Annotated in this window: 20 protein-coding genes, 1 tRNA gene and 2 pseudogenes; 8 read left to right on the forward strand and 15 right to left on the reverse strand. The window is 52.9% G+C overall.

The window, feature by feature from the left end; translation table 11 throughout:
• Nucleotides 1-87, forward strand: a tRNA-Leu gene (locus ACZ25G_RS01825).
• Nucleotides 88-261: 174 nt separating this feature from the next.
• Here the strand turns inward: ACZ25G_RS01825 and ACZ25G_RS01830 are convergent.
• From ACZ25G_RS01830 to rbsD, 12 genes and pseudogenes are all read right to left on the reverse strand, one after another.
• Nucleotides 262-561, reverse strand: a complete 300-nt coding sequence (locus ACZ25G_RS01830; protein WP_462933637.1) for an integrase core domain-containing protein — start codon at nt 559-561, stop codon at nt 262-264.
• Nucleotides 561-791 (reverse strand): annotated as a pseudogene (locus tag ACZ25G_RS01835) (DDE-type integrase/transposase/recombinase); the annotation flags it as partial. The gene ACZ25G_RS01830 and the pseudogene ACZ25G_RS01835, both read right to left, overlap by 1 nt.
• A 125-nt stretch (nt 792-916) precedes the next feature.
• Nucleotides 917-988, reverse strand: a pseudogene (locus tag ACZ25G_RS01840) (hypothetical protein); the annotation flags it as partial.
• 133 nt (nt 989-1,121) lie between these two features.
• The gene (locus ACZ25G_RS01845; RefSeq protein ID WP_191483291.1) at nt 1,122-2,114 is read right to left on the reverse strand and encodes a PfkB family carbohydrate kinase; all 993 of its coding nucleotides are present in this window, start codon (nt 2,112-2,114) and stop codon (nt 1,122-1,124) included.
• Between the two features lie 79 nt (nt 2,115-2,193).
• Nucleotides 2,194-3,330, reverse strand: coding sequence for a mannitol dehydrogenase family protein (locus ACZ25G_RS01850; RefSeq protein ID WP_463681342.1), 1,137 nt, complete (start codon nt 3,328-3,330; stop codon nt 2,194-2,196).
• Nucleotides 3,331-3,387: 57 nt separating this feature from the next.
• The gene (locus ACZ25G_RS01855; RefSeq protein WP_191483289.1) at nt 3,388-4,407 is read right to left on the reverse strand and encodes a PfkB family carbohydrate kinase; all 1,020 of its coding nucleotides are present in this window, start codon (nt 4,405-4,407) and stop codon (nt 3,388-3,390) included.
• 28 nt (nt 4,408-4,435) lie between these two features.
• On the reverse strand, nt 4,436-5,005 hold the full coding sequence (gene hxlB, locus ACZ25G_RS01860) for a 6-phospho-3-hexuloisomerase (protein ID WP_342681939.1): 570 nt from the start codon (nt 5,003-5,005) through the stop codon (nt 4,436-4,438).
• The gene (locus tag ACZ25G_RS01865; RefSeq protein WP_463681343.1) at nt 5,006-5,641 is read right to left on the reverse strand and encodes an orotidine 5'-phosphate decarboxylase / HUMPS family protein; all 636 of its coding nucleotides are present in this window, start codon (nt 5,639-5,641) and stop codon (nt 5,006-5,008) included.
• Nucleotides 5,642-5,689: 48 nt separating this feature from the next.
• Nucleotides 5,690-6,676, reverse strand: a complete 987-nt coding sequence (locus ACZ25G_RS01870) for an ABC transporter permease (protein WP_463681344.1) — start codon at nt 6,674-6,676, stop codon at nt 5,690-5,692.
• Between the two features lie 31 nt (nt 6,677-6,707).
• The gene (locus ACZ25G_RS01875) at nt 6,708-8,195 is read right to left on the reverse strand and encodes a sugar ABC transporter ATP-binding protein (RefSeq protein ID WP_463681345.1); all 1,488 of its coding nucleotides are present in this window, start codon (nt 8,193-8,195) and stop codon (nt 6,708-6,710) included.
• 78 nt (nt 8,196-8,273) lie between these two features.
• A complete protein-coding gene (locus ACZ25G_RS01880) occupies nt 8,274-9,320 on the reverse strand; it encodes an ABC transporter substrate-binding protein (protein WP_342681942.1) in 1,047 nt (348 codons plus the stop codon).
• Nucleotides 9,321-9,395: 75 nt separating this feature from the next.
• Complete coding sequence (gene rbsD, locus ACZ25G_RS01885) at nt 9,396-9,800, reverse strand: D-ribose pyranase (RefSeq protein ID WP_342681943.1); 405 nt, start codon at nt 9,798-9,800, stop codon at nt 9,396-9,398.
• 267 nt (nt 9,801-10,067) lie between these two features.
• Here rbsD and ACZ25G_RS01890 point away from each other — a divergent pair, with 267 nt between their 5' ends.
• Nucleotides 10,068-11,312: an ROK family transcriptional regulator gene (locus tag ACZ25G_RS01890; protein ID WP_463681346.1), complete on the forward strand. Its 1,245-nt coding sequence runs from the start codon at nt 10,068-10,070 to the stop codon at nt 11,310-11,312.
• Between the two features lie 176 nt (nt 11,313-11,488).
• On the forward strand, nt 11,489-11,878 hold the full coding sequence (locus tag ACZ25G_RS01895) for a hypothetical protein (RefSeq protein WP_463681347.1): 390 nt from the start codon (nt 11,489-11,491) through the stop codon (nt 11,876-11,878).
• Here ACZ25G_RS01895 and ACZ25G_RS01900 read toward each other — a convergent pair.
• Complete coding sequence (locus ACZ25G_RS01900) at nt 11,859-12,212, reverse strand: hypothetical protein (protein WP_463681348.1); 354 nt, start codon at nt 12,210-12,212, stop codon at nt 11,859-11,861. The two genes, ACZ25G_RS01895 and ACZ25G_RS01900, sit on opposite strands and share 20 nt — an antisense overlap.
• A gap of 160 nt (nt 12,213-12,372) precedes the next feature.
• On the opposite strand from ACZ25G_RS01900, the gene ACZ25G_RS01905 reads away from it, so the two are divergent.
• Together ACZ25G_RS01905 and ACZ25G_RS01910 are read left to right on the forward strand one after the other, a co-directional pair.
• On the forward strand, nt 12,373-12,768 hold the full coding sequence (locus ACZ25G_RS01905) for a response regulator transcription factor (protein ID WP_463681349.1): 396 nt from the start codon (nt 12,373-12,375) through the stop codon (nt 12,766-12,768).
• Nucleotides 12,756-13,619 carry an EamA family transporter gene (locus ACZ25G_RS01910; protein ID WP_463681350.1) on the forward strand — a complete coding sequence of 288 codons (864 nt, stop codon included), beginning with the start codon at nt 12,756-12,758 and terminating at the stop codon, nt 13,617-13,619. The genes ACZ25G_RS01905 and ACZ25G_RS01910 overlap by 13 nt, the downstream gene beginning before the upstream one ends.
• 266 nt (nt 13,620-13,885) lie before the next feature.
• Here the strand turns inward: ACZ25G_RS01910 and ACZ25G_RS01915 are convergent, their stop codons facing one another.
• Complete coding sequence (locus ACZ25G_RS01915) at nt 13,886-14,197, reverse strand: branched-chain amino acid transporter permease (RefSeq protein WP_463681354.1); 312 nt, start codon at nt 14,195-14,197, stop codon at nt 13,886-13,888.
• Nucleotides 14,198-14,202: 5 nt separating this feature from the next.
• Entirely contained in the window at nt 14,203-14,961 is a 759-nt protein-coding gene (locus ACZ25G_RS01920; RefSeq protein WP_463681351.1) for an AzlC family ABC transporter permease, read from the reverse strand.
• A 271-nt stretch (nt 14,962-15,232) separates the two neighbouring features.
• On the opposite strand from ACZ25G_RS01920, the gene ACZ25G_RS01925 reads away from it, so the two are divergent.
• From ACZ25G_RS01925 to ACZ25G_RS01935, 3 genes are all read left to right on the forward strand, one after another.
• Entirely contained in the window at nt 15,233-15,739 is a 507-nt protein-coding gene (locus ACZ25G_RS01925; protein ID WP_463681352.1) for a QueT transporter family protein, read from the forward strand.
• A 33-nt stretch (nt 15,740-15,772) separates the two neighbouring features.
• Nucleotides 15,773-16,408, forward strand: a complete 636-nt coding sequence (locus tag ACZ25G_RS01930; RefSeq protein WP_463681355.1) for an HAD family hydrolase — start codon at nt 15,773-15,775, stop codon at nt 16,406-16,408.
• A gap of 91 nt (nt 16,409-16,499) precedes the next feature.
• Nucleotides 16,500-17,144 (forward strand): lactate utilization protein, encoded by a 645-nt coding sequence (locus ACZ25G_RS01935; RefSeq protein WP_463681353.1) that lies wholly within the window; start codon nt 16,500-16,502, stop codon nt 17,142-17,144.
• Nucleotides 17,145-17,185: the final 41 nt, after the last annotated feature.

Here is a 17,185-nt window from a genome sequence, read left to right on the forward strand (position 1 = left end):
GCGGATATGGCGGAATTGGCAGACGCGCTAGATTCAGGTTCTAGTGGTAGCAATACTGTGCAGGTTCAAGTCCTGTTATCCGCACCATGATGGACAGAGGTCGAAATTTGGAACTCAAAAATGAGACATCCAAATTTCGGCCTCTTTTTTTCGTGTCATAAATCCAGCATTTAAGCCATTTTTTCAGTTTACCCATTTTTATAAAAATGGGAAAATTGCAATGTAAAAATAAAAAAGTGGCTATATCCGAACCCCCAATTCTCATTTTTTAAGCGAGTCTTTTTTCTTCCAATATTCCTGTTCCTTATGATCCGGAGTTTTATACTGTATTGAGGAATGTGGGCGTTCATTGTTATAGAAGTCAATAAACCGGTGAATACCTCTTATTAGATCCGCTTCGGAAGAATAGTGCCGCCGATATAGTTCTTCTTTTTTAAGGATTGAGAAAAACGCTTCTGCGACTGCATTATTGTAAGGTTGTCCAGTTCGAGAAAAGGATTTTTTACTCCAAAGTCTTCTAATACGTGGACGAATGTGTAAGACATATACTGTGTTCCCCAGTCGCTATGAAACATAAGTTTCTTTTCTGGTTTTCTCTCGGTATAGACTTGCTTAAACGTTTTAGCGAGTAATTGTGTACTGCTATTCTGAGAGATTCGATAGGAAATGATCTTTCTTGAGAACAGATCAATGATAGCACAGAGATAATAATATTTTGGTTTAAACTTAAAAGCAGTAATATCGCTAACCCGAACTCGGTTTGGCCGTTCGGTTTGAAACTGCTGTTGCAAGAAATTTCTATTTTGCCCTTTCTTCCATTTTTATATTCCTTCTTTGCTGTAGTGCTGACGCTGCTACTCTCCAATTCTTTCATCATTTCAGAAACATATTTTTTACTTGTCTTAATTTCTTGATTTCGTAATACCGCTGTGATTTTTCTGGTACCATAAATTTGTTCACTGTCATCATAAATATTCTCAAAAATCATGGGAGGATTCCTCCTTTTTTACATTTCTCACTAAGTGAAGACAGCCCACCTAAAGGCGGGCTGTCTTCACTTAGTGAGAAATCTGTGAGGAGAAAAATTTTATAAAACTATGATAAATCACTTCTAAATTTTTCTATTCCTTTGGATTTGATAGATTTTTGGGGAAAAGCATCGGTGTCCTTTTCCTGCACATCTCCACCTGTTCCCTTGTGGGAACCGCACAGATGGCTCCTGAGTGGGCAGCGCAGGCTGCCCCAGCCGCATTAGCAAAGTCCATAATGGCTCGCATCTGTTCCAGGGGAATCTTCTCCACAGGGAGATCCAGCTTACTAAGCTCTACCAGTAGAGCGCCAGTAAAGCTGTCACCAGACGCGTTGGTGTCTACCACCTTGACATCGTAGGTGGGCAGGTGACCACTGCCATTGGCGTAGGAAAAATAGCAGCCCTTGGCTCCCATGGAAACTGCGGTTAATTTCGTCCCCAGCTCCGAGAACTTTTGACAACCCTCTTTTAAGTCGAAGGTGTCTGTAAAAAGTTCCAGTTCTTCCCAGGAAATTTTTAAGATATCCAAATGGGCCAAATAGGGGAGCAGCACCTTTTGAGCGTAATCCCTGTCATAGGTATAGGGACGCCAATTGACATCACAGCAGACAGGTATCCCCTTGGAGGCCGCATATTTTTTTGCCTTTTGTATAATTTCCAGCCCATTGGGGCTGCACAGAAGAGAACCTGCAATGTGGAGGATTTTCGTATCCTCTAACCCATCAAAGTCGATGTCTTCTACAGAAAAAACGTTTAAAACCGTCCGGTTCTGTAGGGAGAAAAAGGTTCGGTCCCCCCTCTTATCATGGTCAACCAAGGTAAAAACTGTAGGGGCCTGTTCCGTAATTTTGACTCCCTTTGCTCCGATGCCATACGCTATGAGCACTTGATGGAGAAACAGCCCCAGTGGATCCCTGCCTACCATGCCAATCAGCGCTGTTTTCGCGCCCAGCTTCGACGCTTCCGCCAACATATTGCTAGGGGCTCCTCCCGGCTGTGCTTCATAGATGGGATTCCCCGCGGGGGAGGTGCCAATAGGAGTAAAATCGATAACTGTTTCCCCTATGGCGAGAACATCCAGCATTGTCTCCCTCCTTTTCTTTTGGGATAAGACGGGTACACTTTTCGGACAGGAAGGCTCTCTCGCCCGAAACGCCCTCCCCCTATTTTTTTATCGTACGGTAAGCCTGGGCGACCCGGTAAACCAGTTCGTGATCTTCCGGTAAGCTACAAACCTTGGAAATGGCTTTTTCAATTCCAAGTTCTTTAATATGCCTCTGAATTTCCATCGCCTTTTCATCCCGAGGCTCGGCATAGGCAAAGCCGTTGGCCATGGATTGGATGATAGCTTTGGGGTCGATGCCATGCTTTAAGCAAAAGAGTGCATTGCCGGTGAGACGGTCGTTGTGGCTGAGTTTGCGCATAGGGTCCAGCGCCACCCGGTAGATCAGATCGGTCATGTCATGCTTAGGGGAAGGCAAGGTGCAAAAGTCCCAGATATCCTCCTCCGGCACATGAAATTCCCGGCTCAGTCCCGGCACTGCTTCTTCCAGTACTGCCCGCATCAAAGCCGCTACCTCCGGATCGGCGGAGGCCTCGTTGATGGTGGTATATCCCTTCAAGTATCCTGCAAACGCACAGGTAACATGGGGACCGTTGATGGTGTAGAGCTTCATATCCTTTAGCTGCTCCAGATGGTCCTTCAGCTCCAGCCAGCGCACCTGGCTCAGATCTGCATACACCGGTTGCTGGACCAAAAGGGTACAGGTAACCTGGGTGTTGAGTTCCAGGTCCGCCGAGGTCTTTGCACTGGTGCTCCGGCGGACAATGGCGTCCCGCAGGGCCACATGTTCCCTGAACCATTGACGGGCCTCTTCGCCGTCCAAAGCGTCCAAAAACCATCCCTCTATAGCTTTCATCAGGTGGTTTTTATTGGTGGCGCTGATGATCGTCAAATTTTTTCCCTGCCTTCTCGCCCTTTCCGAAAGGCCACGTCCCAGATAGTCTGCCGCTTCCGGGATATCCTCTGGGTACAGTGCAAGTCCGATGATGTCTGCATCCAAAAGGGCATCCATGCAGGAATAAGCCTCGTCACACAGATAGGCATCATAATCCCGGATGATCCGAGTAAAGGAGCCATTGACCTGATGGCAGTGAACGGTATAGCTACCCTTCTTTAAGGCCTCGATGACTTTAGGGTCTTTGTCCAAGAAGGAAACCTTCCATCCATCGGTGGAAAAGGTCTCTCCCAAAAAACCTTTGCCCTCCTTGCCAGCCCCTACAACTAAAATTGAATTCATATTGATCCTCCTCCGGCTAACTTCAGTTTTTTTCTCTGGATATTCTTCCAGCCCTCCCTAAATTCCCTGACGGAGGGCTCCCTCCAAAGTGGTGTTCCGAAACGGCACATCGTCCTGAATCTTTTTAACTTTCTCCCTATTCGGCATGACCAGCAGGGAACCTCTCTGCATGGTGGAACCAGAGGAACACGCATTGCAAAAATCAGCGATCTCTGTCAGTTCCTTTTCCCCCAACGTGTCAATGTCCACGCCGGGCCGGGTCACCGCATAGATCATGGACCCCATAAAGGAATCCCCCGCCCCGGTGGTATCCAAGACCGGAACGTCATAGGTGGGGCGGTAGACAAAGCCCCTCCTGTTCCTCAAAAAGCAGCCATTAGGGCCCATAGTGACCGCCACAATCCGAGCATTACCGTCAAGCAGTTTCTCTGTTGCCGTATAGATATCCTCTTCCCCCAGAAAATACCGGAGCTCCTGTAGTGTGAGCTTGAGGATTTGGGCGCTTTTGATCGCGTCAATCGCCATTTCCAGCGCCTTTTGATCGGTATAGGGGAAGCGGTAGTTGGGGTCGAAGGAGATCATGATCCCGTTTTCTTTCACTACCTTCAAAATCTTTTGTGTCGCTTCCGCAATGGGATAGGCAAATTCGAAGGCCAAAGGGGTGTAATTAAACACTTTACAACTGCGAATCTGCTCCATATCCAGCCGATCTCCATCAATCATCAAATCAGAGCGCGGGCTTTTATAGTTGGTAAAGGACCGGTCGTTGTTTTCATCAAAATAGACAAACAGGCACCTGGTTCCCACCTGGCTGGTATATTGCAAATTGGTCACGTCAAAACCCAGGTCATCCTGTGCCAGATGGTAAAGGTATTCGCCGTGCTCATCCTCCCCGACCGAAGAAATGATCCCTGCTTTTCCTCCCAGCCTGGATAGCTGGGCCGCCACATTCATAGGCCCCCCTCCAGGGTTGCGCTCATAAAGAAGCCTTCCCGCTTTGCTTTTCCCCACGCAGCTAAAGTCAATCATCAAGTCGCCCATGGAGACAAGGTCAAATTTTCTTTCTGTTGTTTGCATAGTCTGTTCTCCCTGTCCTCGTCTGGTCTTATTCCAAATTAGCGTGATAAAACATGATCGTTTCCCCTGTCTGGCCGTTTTCCTTCATGAGCTGCCCGATGACGCCATCCATAGCCAGGGTGACCGCCGCTTCAGAGAAATTCCCGCCCAGATTTGCCTTGGCAAAGGCAAGTGCCTCGCTGTCCTCATGGCTCACAGGCGGCGTTTCCAGCAGGGTAACCACACAGTCACACTCCTTAGGGATCGGCGCATCGGGATGCATGGTGATCACGGCTGTGCGGGCTCCATGGCTTTTTGCCTTGCGCACCACTTCCAGTGTGACAGGGGTCTTGCCGGAACCAGAACCGACGATCAACAGATCACCCGGCTGCACACTAGGGGTGCATACCTCCCCCACCAAAAAGGTTTCATGGGCGGTCTGCATCAGGCGCATGGCAAATCCCTTCATCGAAAGCAGGCTTCTCCCAGCTCCCCCGATAAAAATGCGCTTTGCCTGTGTGATCTCTCTGACCAGCTGATCTGTCTGTGCGGTGTCGACATGGCTGAGGATTTCCGCAAGTGCTTTGATTTCCCCCAGCGCTATCTCTTTTGCATTCATTTATTTGCCCTCCATAATTCCGCGCATCTCTTCCGCCACCGCTCTGGGATTCTCCGCAGAGGAGATGGCACTGCCGATAATAACCAGATCTGGATGGTATTGTACTACCTTCTTTAGTGTCTCACAGTTAATGCCCCCTGCTACCGCCACCTTAGCATTTTTCACTACCTCCCGCAGCATCCGCAGCGGTTCCTCTGGGCTTGCGCTACTAGCTACTGAAACTGCCCGGTGGATGCAGATATAGTCTGGTTTCATGGCGTCAATCTCCGCGCCTCTTTTAGCAATTTCATCCTCCGGGACACCCATCATGTCCACCAGAATCTGCCGCCCATTGTCTCTCGCCGCCTGGATGGCCTGCTTCACCGTGTCATCCCAGGTGCGCGCGGAAACAGTGGTGACGTCCGCCCCCGCTTTGTAGGCGATTTCCGCTATGCCGTAGCCGCCGTCCATAATCTTAAAATCAGACAGGATCCTGACGCCGGGCAGTGCTTTTTTATACATCCCTACCGAATCAATGGAATGAATAAAGGAATAAGGAGTACCCAGTTCTAGAATATCGATGAGGTCCGCCACTGATTTTGCCACGGCTAATCCCTTTTCCTCCTCTACCATATCCAAAGCTAACTGTAATTCCATGTTAGTTCCTCCTCTTTGTTATATTTGTTATAACCCTCGCATCATTTTTTAAAATGCACTCTTCTTGCGGGTGCGCAGAGAGTCAATATAAACGACCAGTACAATCAAAATTCCAAGGATCACCTGCTGCCAGAAGGAGTTGACACCGTTGAGGTTGAGCCCATTGCGCAGAATGGCCACAATCAGCGCTCCGATGAGAGCTCCCAGAACATTTCCTTCTCCGCCGGCCATGCTGACTCCGCCGATAACGGAGGCAAAAATCCCCTCAAACTCATAGCCTTCCCCCGTGTTGGTCTGGGCAGAGATCATACGGGAGAGCATAACCAGCCCCGCAATGCCGGAGAGAAGGCCCGCCAGGGAGAAGGTCATCAGCTGTACCCGCTTGACGTTGATGCCCGCCATCCGGGCAGTTTCTGTATTGCTACCAATGGCGTAAACACTGCGTCCATAGGTGGTTTTCTTCAAAAGAAAAGTTAGAATGATGGCTACCACCGCCACCACATAGACGGGAATTGGGATACCCAAAAAGCGCCCGTTCCCTAAAAAAAGCATCATATCCATGGTTTCATCGTTGACAGCACCACGGACAGTGATGGTTGCTCCGTTGTTGAGCAGCTTTAAAATCCCACGATAGATCCACTGCCCGCCCAGAGTGGCGATGAAGGGGATCAGCCCCAGTTTGGTGACCAAAAGCCCGTTGATAAAGCCGCAGGCCAGCCCGCACAGCGCGCCGCAGATCAGGGCAAAGCCCAAGGGGATATGGAACATAGTCATGGTGATGCATGTGATGCCTCCCGTTAGTCCCACGATAGAGCCGACCGACAGGTCAATACCGCCGATGATGATGACAAACGACATACCCATCGCCAACAGCATATAGACAGAGGCGCTCAGAAGCACCTGGGTCAAATTGGCGGCGCTACGAAATTCTGGGGTACTGATAAACATAAACAACAGAATGCCTATGAGAACGCCTACCGGCCCCAGGCTTTTAAGATACTTGTTATTTTTTACCCGATTCCATACCTTATTCATCACTATCTCTCCTTTCACCCTCCAAAAGGTATCAAACGCTTCCGGTGGCGTACTTCATCACTGTCTCAGAATTCGCCTCAGATCGAGGCAGATCTGCGGTGATGCGCCCTCCTCGGAACACCAGCACCCGATCGCTCATACCCAGCACCTCCGGCAGGTCGGAAGAGATCATAATGATACCCATCCCCTCGTCGGAAAGCTGGTTCATGATATTATAAATCTCATATTTCGCACCCACATCAATGCCCCTTGTGGGCTCGTCAAAGACAAGAACTTTGGCCTTGCGGGTCAGCCAGCGGGCCAGGATGACCTTCTGTTGGTTTCCTCCGGAGAGGTTTCGCACCAGCTGCCGGATGCTTGGCGTGCGGATATTGAGCTGCTTGCAAAAGTCCTTGGCGTTTTGTTCCGTCTTTTTATCCTGCATAACGCCATAACGAGAGAATTTTTTAAGGGAAGCTAAGGTGATGTTCGATTCAATATCCAGCCCCAGCGCGGTCCCGTCCAGCTTTCTGTCCTCTGTCATATACACAAAGCCCGCCTCAATGGCCTCGGATGGTCTTTTAAAGTTGTATGATTTGCCGTACAAGAGAATCTCCTTGGAGTCCACGGGGTCGGCCCCGAACAGCGCACGCATGGTTTCGGTCCGCCCGGCCCCCACCAGTCCCGCTACGCCAACAATTTCTCCGGCGCGGACTTCAAAATGATCTACATCCAGCTTATTGCCGTATTTAATGTTTTTTGCCTCAAAAATAACATCTCCAATGTTTCGGGTATACTGGGGATAGACGTTTGTCATCTCCCGCCCCACCATGAGGCGGATAATCATTTCGCGGTTGGTGTCCTTGTAGTCCATGGTCTGTACAAGTTTTCCATCCCGCATTACAGTGATGCGGTCCGCAATCTCATCGAGCTCTTCCATACGGTGGGAGATATAAATAATTCCCACCCCTTTTTCTCTTAATTTCCTGATGATTTCAAAAAGATGGTGAATCTCATTGTCGGTTAAAGATGAGGTTGGCTCGTCGAACACCACGATTTTACACCCTTTGGAAACCACCTTAGCAATCTCCACCATCTGCCGGTCTGCAATGGAAAGATCTTTCATCAGACTGGCAGGATCTACCTCCAGTTTTACTGTCTCTTTTAATATTTTTTTGGTCTCTTCAATGGCCCATTTGTCATCGATGACGCCAAATTTATTTTTGATGCATCCCAGAAAGATGTTGTTTGCTACATCCAGATGCGGGCAAACATTCAGTTCCTGAAACACAACGCCAATTCCCTGGCTTATTGCGTCCTGAGCGTTGGCGATTTTCGTTTTCTTCCCCTCGATGGCGATGGATCCGGTATCCGGTTGGTACACACCGTACAGAATTTTTATGAGCGTCGATTTTCCGGCGCCGTTTTCACCGACCAGCGCATGCACCTCTCCAGCTCTGACATCCAGCGAGACATCGTCGAGAGCCACCACTCCAGGAAATTTCTTTGTGATATGTTCCATCTCAAGCAATGGTGTCATGGCTTATCTCCTTCTAAAAAATATGCGCTGGAGCTGGAACACAGTCTCCAGCGCATTCCCTTCGTTCCTATCGCTTTTTTATTGTCCAATGTAATCTAACGGGAAAAGCAACTTCTGCATCTCTTCCTCTTCCATCTTCTCCGCCGGAACTACTGTACAGCCGGTGTCCACAGTCTCATGAGCCAGCTCTTCTCCGTTAAGAGTCTTGACCGCTGCCTCAAACCCCTGGTATCCCATCTGATAGGGCTGCTGAACCGTCAGAAACTGAACCGTTCCATTTCTCATCAGTTCTGCGCTGTCCGGATTGGAGTCGAAGCCTCCCAAAATGATCTCACCCTCTTTGCCCAGCTGTGTCAGAGCGGTTCCTACCCCAGAGGTACGGGTTTCATCCACTGCAAACATGCCCTTGATGTCCGGGTTCGCGGTAATAACATCCACCGCCTGAGTGGTGCATAGGTTGATATCCGCTTCGCTGTAGAGTGTTCCAATCACTTCAATATCCGGATAAGCCTCCGCCATGCGGTCGGTAAAGCCTTTGACGCGGTCTACGTTGGAGGTGCTTGCCGGGCTTCCGGCAAAGATATGTACCTTCCCCTCGTTGTTGATTCTCTTGGCCATTTCATCAGCCGCCAATGCACCAGCAGTCACATTGTCCGTAGCAAAAGCACAGACATAGTCATCTGATGCAATCAGAGTATCTACCAGGATGACCGGAATTCCTGCTTCCTGAGCGGCCTGGCAAGGCGCTATCAGCGGCTCCGCATTAACAGGAGAGAGAACGATAGCATCCGGCTTGGAGTTGATGACGTCATACATGACCTCCACCTGGCGGGACGCCTCCTCTTTATCGGGATAGACAACACGTGGCGTCATACCAGCATCTTTAGCAGCCTGTTCAAAGCCGCCGGACACGATGCTCCAGAAATCAGCGACGCCTTTGGGGATAAACACAATGTCATAGCCCTCTCCGTCAGCTGTGGCTGTACTCTCTGTAGATGAGTTATTCGCCGTAGAGCTAGACGGCTGGCTTGCATCCGAGCTGCCGGGATCTGGCGCAGAGCTGCTGCAGGCGGCCAGGGTAAATACGAGCGTCAGCGCCAATAAAACTGCGATCATTTTTTTCATTTTGTTTACTCCTCCTTTTTATCACTCAGCTTCCCTTTTTAAATAGGGGAAGCTTTTGTACCTTTTTATTCATCTTTATCCGTCATAGGTGCAGCCAGACTGAAGTATGAGATTGGGTGCATGCAGACCATATTGTCCGGTGCGTATGATGCCCTTTGCCTTGGGAACGAGCTGGTCAAACTTGCTGTGAGGAACAAATTCGATAGTGATCCCCTCGAACCTCTTTTGATACTCATCTAAAAGATCCGGAGCAAATTCCCTGATCTCCTCGGCAAGTATGACCTTTTCCACATTGAATTCCTCCAAAATGCCATCCAGTACCTGCAGCATGGTTGGCAAGTTGGGGAGAAAAGCTAAATCGACAGTCTCAACTTGCGGTGGATTGTTGAACCCCGCGTCTGTCAGGGCCAGCCAGTCCCGGTGTCCTGTCCTTGCGAGCAGTGATCTTGTCTGTGCATGGAGAATCCCACGTGTCAGCATTTCTTTCCTCCTTTCTTTGTTTTTTACGTTTTTTCATTTTGCGTATCCTTTCATTCTGTTAAATAAATGATAGCGGAAAGTATTACCTCTGTCAATAGGTCAAGACAGAAATTGGTTATCTCTCTAAAAATAGAGAATATTCCTTATGCGATTTCACAATACTCCTTCCTTTTCCCTTTTCGAAAAAAATTTGACAATCCTGAAAAATGATTTATAATAGTCTTAAATGAAATATTTAATTCTGTTAAATGATATATGAGGTTTATTATGAAATCAGGAAAGAATCTTAACGATCTTCTCAATGAGAACAAGGCGCAAATCTTGCGGTATCTGATCCATCACCGCGGATGTTCCCGTACGGAGCTCTCGGAAGCAGTAGGCCTTAAACCCGCCTCCATTACGAAAATTGTGCAACAGCTTTTAGAAGACAACCTTGTGGTGGAAACCGGTCTCTCCGAGGGAGCTAAGGGGCGGCGGTCTATCAGCCTCTCCTTTAACTACTCTGATTTTTATGTCATTGCCATCAAAATCTCCTGGGAGCGGCTAAAAATTGACCTATTGGATTTTGCGGGTATTTCCCGCAATGAACTGATCAGTCTGACCATTGAGCACCTGACTTATCACTCGATGGATGCTCTCATTTCTCTCATCGCAGAAAAGGTGGCAGAAATTTGCCGCCGCCATCCCCACATCATTGCGGTGGGGGTCGCCACCGTCGGACCCTATGTGTACAATGAGGGGAGCATTCTTTTTTCTGAACCGAGGGCGGATGAAAAAACTGCTTATCCCCTGCTGAAAAAATTGCAGGAAAAGATCTCTCTGCCTGTTTTTGCGGATCATGATGCGGCAGCCGGCGCTCTGGGATACTGGTGGTTCCGGACCAGTTGCAATCCACACACCCGGCTGATGCATATCTTTGCCGCCGAGGGCGTGGGAGGCAACTTTGTCCTCAACGGACATCCTCTCTCTGATTTTTTAAGCCACGCCTTTGAATTTGGCCACATCATTATTAATTTGCACGGGGAACAGTGTTCCAGTGGGTGCATTGGCTGCCTTGAGACTTATTGCAGTTTTCCCAGCTTTATTCGGAGAACCCGAGAGAGGCTCTCTCACTTTCCCGACAGCCTTCTACAGGACAAAAAGGATACCTTCACCATCTACGACATCATCTCTGCCATGAAAGTCAAAGATCCTCTGGCCCTTGCTATGGTGGAGGAATGGGGACATTCTCTGGGCTGCGGTATTGCTTCCATTCTTCCCCTGTTTTTCCCCGATGTGGTGGTTGTCAGCGATATCATGACAAGCTGCGGGGATGTTTTGCTTGATGCCATCCAGTCCTCCCTCCGACATTATAAGCACGGCTGCTATGAGGAGCCTAAGCTCATCTTCACCAATCCCCAGGATGACCTGGTCCTTCTGGGGGCCGCTACCGTTGCAATCGACAAGGTGGTCTCAAACCCTTCCCGCTATCTTTCTCCCCCCCAAATCGGCAGATCAGGAATAGTAAAATAAAAAGCAGTCCTTTCAAATCAAAACCACCGGTGAAGCCGGGGGTCCTGACTTTCTGAGGATATCCCTTGAAAGGCAGGGTCAAGACGATCGTCTTTCACCCTTGATTTTGGGATTTTTATGAGCTATTATTATGTTAGCGTACAGACCTCCTAATTATTAAAAAGGGGGAATGGTTCGTGAAAAGCAAAATAAAATATGTGGCATTATTGCTCGCAGTGGTTTTTATTGCAGTCGGGATTTCAGTGATTCTTTTACAAACGCCTTCCAATAGATACTCCTATGATGATATCCCAAGAAGATATATTACAGGCGAAATTACTTCGATTTCTGAAGAAGATGAAGATATCGAATTGTTGTTGGAGAATGGCGAGCCAGCTTCGGTAACCATGACGGTCAATGGAAAAGTAGAAATTTATGAAATAGTCGATGAAAATGTAAAAATGGTCGATTTTTCTAAACTGAAGACAGGTCAAACCATTCAATGCGACATAAGACTTTCGGTCACGCTTGAGAAAATAAACTCGTTTCATGATTGCAGGCAAATATTTATTCTCCCAGACGAATGATTGGGATGAGAGTGCGTAAAAAGGCCATCTGGCAGAACAGATGATGAGCGAATATCTTTGAAAGCGTGGGACCGCTGTTTTGGCAGTTTGGTTGCCTCTCCCCTTTTGCGGATGCTCGCAATCTAAACCGACCACGCCTGCCAGCGGCAAGCTGCCGCGTCCAAGTCGCGCACTTCACGTTTGTGGAGTGCGTTACTTTTTTGCCCGCGTTTTTCAACATCTGTTTTGTCAACTGAACCCAAGCTGATCCCGGGCGCAATCCGCGTTCCAGGTTCAGCTTTTTCTTTTGCTTTTTATGACATAGCACCGGCCCGTCATCTTTAGCGGCTGCCATATCTGCTGGGATTCAGCGCACCTTTTCATGTCGGCTTGCCTGAAGCAGAGGCCTCTGCTTGACAAGAAGCCTTTTGCCCGCTATAACATAACAGCGTTATATAACAGTGCTATATCGAAGGTGAAGATATATCACCAAACCCTTTTCCCCCCATGTGCTGGTGGCGCGGATCAAGGCGAACCTTGCCCAGTATGGCCGCCTGAAGCAGACGGCCAGGCACAGGCAGCCGCAGATCCGGATCGGCAGCATATTGCTGCAGCAGGATGCCCGGCGGGTATTTGTGGACGGGCGGGAAATCGCGCTGAAAAACAAAGAATATGAACTGCTGCTGTTCCTGATGCTGAATGTGGACATCGTGTTCAGCAAAGAGGCCCTGTACGAGCGGATCTGGGGATACGATGCCATGGGGACAGCGCAACGGTGGCGGTACACATCAACCGCCTGCGGGAAAAGATCGAACAGGATCCTTCCTCGCCCCGATACATCCAAACCGTTTGGGGTACCGGATACCGTTTCAAGCCGTAAAAAGGAGGATGTATTGCCGTGGCATGGCTGATATTTGCATTGGGTTCCGCTTTTTTTGCAGGAATCACCGCCGTCCTGGCAAAAATCGGGATGGAAAAAGTCAACTCCACACTGGCGACGGCCCTGCGCACCGCCGTCGTGCTGGCGTTCTCCTGGCTGATGGTCTTCCTTGTCGGCTCACAGCGGCAGCTCTGGCAGCTTTCCGGACGGGCGCTGTATTTTCTGGTTCTGTCCGGGCTGTCCACCGGCGCATCCTGGCTGTGCTATTTCCGCGCGCTGCAGCTGGGGGATGTAAACAAGGTCGCACCGATTGACAAATCCAGCACCGTACTGACCATCCTGCTGGCTTTCCTCCTGTTGGGCGAACCGATTTCCGCCCCCAAGCTGGCGGGCATGCTGGGCATCGGTATCGGAACCCTGCTGATGATCACCCGGAAAGAGACGGCCAAGCGGGCGGGGCAGAGCAAGAGCTGGCTGCTTTTCGCAGTGCTCTCCGCCCTGTTTGCCGCCCTGACTTCCATCTTCGGAAAAATCGGCGTGGAGGATGTGGAATCAAACCTGGGTACGGCCATCCGCACTGTCGTGGTTCTGGCCATGGCCTGGCTGATGGTGGCCATCACCGGGAAACAGCACGAAATCAAACAAATCAGCCCCAGAAGCTGGGTGTTTCTGTTCCTTTCCGGCCTCACCACAGGGCTTTCCTGGCTGTGCTATTACCGCGCACTGCAGGACGGTCCCGCCAGTGCCGTTGTACCGATCGACAAACTGAGCATCGTTGTCACGGTTTTCTGTTCCCGCTTTCTTTTGAATGAAACGCTGAGCAGAAAAGCCGCCGCCGGCCTGTTTCTGATCCTGGCCGGCACCGGCGCGATGCTGCTCTGACCACAGCCCCACAGGCCGCAAACCCGGAGGCTGTCTGTGGTGCGGATTTGCCGTGCGGCGAACACCTGCATAGCTTCGGACCAGCACACTTTGGCGGCAAGCAACGCGGCTGCTGCACGGCGGAGCGCGGGCTGCGGGCCGCCCTGCCGTCTGCGGCCGAGCGGCAGGTGCCGGCATCATCCTCTTCACACGAAAACGCCTCCGCTGCGGGGATTTAACCCGCAGCGGAGGCGTTTTACAAACCGGCTGCGCCGAGCCGGAAGCTCTTACAGCAGATACAGAACTGCCATATAGGCGGCCGTGGGCAGGGCGATGCTCAGCAGCATATTGCGCTTCCAGGCATACAGCGCCGCCGCCAGTGCCATGCAGGCCAGCTCCGGCAAGCCGAAAGGTGCCGCCGCGAAGGAAACATCTTTCAGGCAATATACAACCAGCAGGCCCATCACCGCCGGGGGCAGCACCCGGGCCAAATAGGCCGCCCAGGCCGGCAGGGGCTTATTTGCGGGCAGCAGCCAGAAGGGCAAAAACCGGGTGAGCACCGTGCCCGCGCACACGGCCGCCGCCACGGCCAACGTCATTCCGTTCACGGGCATGCCTCCTCTCCCGGGTCATCCGGCTGATTTCCGGCCGGCAGCGGGCCGGCGGCGGGTTTCTCTGCCCCGCCGGAGCCCTCCAGCCAGGGGCGCATCGCCAGCAGCAGGGCCACAATCAGCCCCATGGCCGGCAGCATGAAGCCGTCAGGCCCGAACAGCGCCAGGCACACTGCCGCGGCCCCCAGCCCCGCCAGAGCGGGGCGGTGCTCGGGGGAATCCAGCCACTGGCCGGTAAAAATGGACACAAACAGTGCCGTCATCACAAAACTGATGCCCCGGGTGTCGAACCGGGCCGCCGCCCCCAGGGCGCAGCCCAGGGCTGTGGCCAGTACCCAGTAGCTCTGGTTCAGCAGGGACACCGCCCCGTAAAAGCGCCCGGCGTCCAGGCCCGGGGGCACCTGTCCTGCGCTGTTCACCGCAAACGTCTCATCCGTCAGCGCAAAGATCAAATAGGGCCGCCAGGAACCGGCGCCGCGGTACTTCCCCAGCATGGCCACGCCATAAAAAATGTGCCGGGCATTTACCAGCAGCGTCAGGGCAAAGGCGCCCAGCGGGTCGGCTCCTGCCAGCAGAGGCACCGCAGCAAACTGCATGCTGCCGGCATACACCGCAGCGCTCATGCCCACAGCCAGGGCCGCCGGGTAGCCGGCGCTGGCCATCAGCACGCCGTAGGCCGCGCCTAAAAACAAATAACCCGTCAGCACGGGTATCGTGCGTGGAAAAGCCGCGCGCAGGGTTTTCCAATCCAAAGCCTTTCACTTCCCTCGCCCCGGGCCTTCCCCGGGGGCAAATTTCCTCATCAGTATAGCACAAACGGGCAGATTATGCTATAATACCCCATAGGCAACTTTGGCCGGGTGCCGCGGGAATACCTGCCGCGCCCTGCCTTTTAGGCCTGCCGCGCCTTTTCCCTCTCCGGGCGGCGCGGCCCCACCCGGGCGGAGCTGGCGGCACCGTGCGGGCAAAATTCTGCCGCCAGTGCCCGGGGCCCTGCGCGCCCGGGTGCGGAAAGAGTGTACCATGAAAACCAAACGTCTTGTTCGCGCCGCACTGATCGCGGCAATCTATGTGGCCCTGTGCTTCGCCACCCAATCCCTGGCCTACGGGGGCATCCAGTTCCGCTTCAGCGAGGCGCTGACCATTCTGCCCGTGTTCACGCCGGACGCCGTGTGGGCCCTCACCCTGGGCTGCCTGCTGGCCAACACCATCAGTATGAGCCCCTGGGACATGCTGCTGGGCACCCTGGCCACGCTGATCGCCGCGCTGCTCACCCGCCGGCTGCGCCATGTGCGCACCAAAAGCGGCCTGCCCTGGGCCGCCTGCCTGCCGCCCATCTTTGTGAACATGCTGATCGTCGGCCCGGAGATCACCTACATCTTCATGCCCGAGACTGCCAACGCGCCCATGCTGCTGTTCAATATGCTCACCGTGGGCATCGGCCAGGCGGTGTGTGCCGGCGCCATGGGCCTGACGCTGGCCCGCGCTGTGAACAGGACGCCCGTTTTGAAGCGGTGGTTTGAGGACTGAAAGGAAAGGAAGGAGCCCGTGGGATACGACGCTGTGATCTGGGACTGGAACGGCACGCTGCTGGACGATGTGGATTTTTCCCTGAAGCTGCTGAACCGCCTGCTGACGGGCCACGGCTACGCGCCCCTTTCCGGTGGGCTGGCGGCCTACCGGCAGGTGTTCCGCTTTCCCATCAGCGAATATTACAAGGACGTTGGCTTTGATTTTTCCCGCACGCCCTACGAGGCGCTGGCCGAGGAATACATGGCATTGTATGAGCCGGGCAGCCTGGCCTGCCCGCTGCAGCCCGGCGCCCGGCAGGCCCTGGCCGGCCTGAAAGATGCCGGCGTTGTTCAGGTAGTGCTCAGCGCCACCCAGCAGGAGATGCTGCATCGTCAGCTGGCCCACTATGGGCTGGCAGAGGGCACCTTTGCCCAAGTGCTGGGGCTTTCGGATATTCTGGGCGTCAGCAAAGCCCGGCGGGGCCGGGAATGGATGGCCGGCAGCGGCATTGACCCCTCCCGGGCCCTGATGGTGGGCGACACCGACCACGATTGGCAGACTGCCCGGGCCATGGGCGCCGACTGCGTGCTGTACGCCCGGGGCCACCAGGCCCGTCAGGTGCTGATGGCCACCGGAGCACCGGTGATCGACGATCTGGCCCTGCTGGCCGGGTTGGTGCTGGGCTGAGAGAAGGTGCATCGGCAGGCTGCCGGGCAGCGTTTGATGCTGTCTTGCGCGGCATCGCGGAATATACAGATGAGCAATGGAGGCGTCGATGATGGACAATGAGATCGTACAACGTGTGACACAGCAGCGCATGGAACGTGTGGCCGAGGCCCTGCGGGCGAACCGCATGGATACTTACTGTGTGCCCACCGCCGCCCAGGTGCCTGCCCTGGTGGCCCGGCTGCTGCACAAGGGGGACACGGTCGCCGTGGGCGGCAGCGTCAGCCTGCAGCAATGCGGCGTGCTGGAGATGCTGGCCGGCGGGGATTACCGCTATCTGGATCGCTACGCCCCCGGCCTGAGCGGCGAGCAGGTGCAGGAGATCTATCGGGCGGCCTTTTCTGCCGACGCATATCTGGCTTCGGCCAACGCCGTCACCGAGGCTGGCGAGGTGTTCAATGTAGACGGCAACGGGAACCGGGTGGCGGCCATCACCTACGGTCCTAAAAGCGTGATCCTGGTGGTGGGTTGCAACAAACTGGTACGGGATCTGAACGAAGCCGAAACCCGCCTGGAGACCCTGGCCGCCCCGGCCAACGCCGCCCGGCTGCACACAGCCACCCCCTGTGCCTCCACCGGCCGGTGCCAGCACTGCAAATCCCCGGCGCGTATCTGCTGCACTTACACCGTGCTGCGCGCCCAGCGCGTGCCCGGCCGCATCAAAGTCATTCTGGTGGGTGAGCCTCTGGGGTATTGAATCAATACCGCCCTGCAGCAAACGGCGCCGCGCCCTCTCCT

It is taken from the genome of Zongyangia sp. (genome assembly GCF_965361945.1).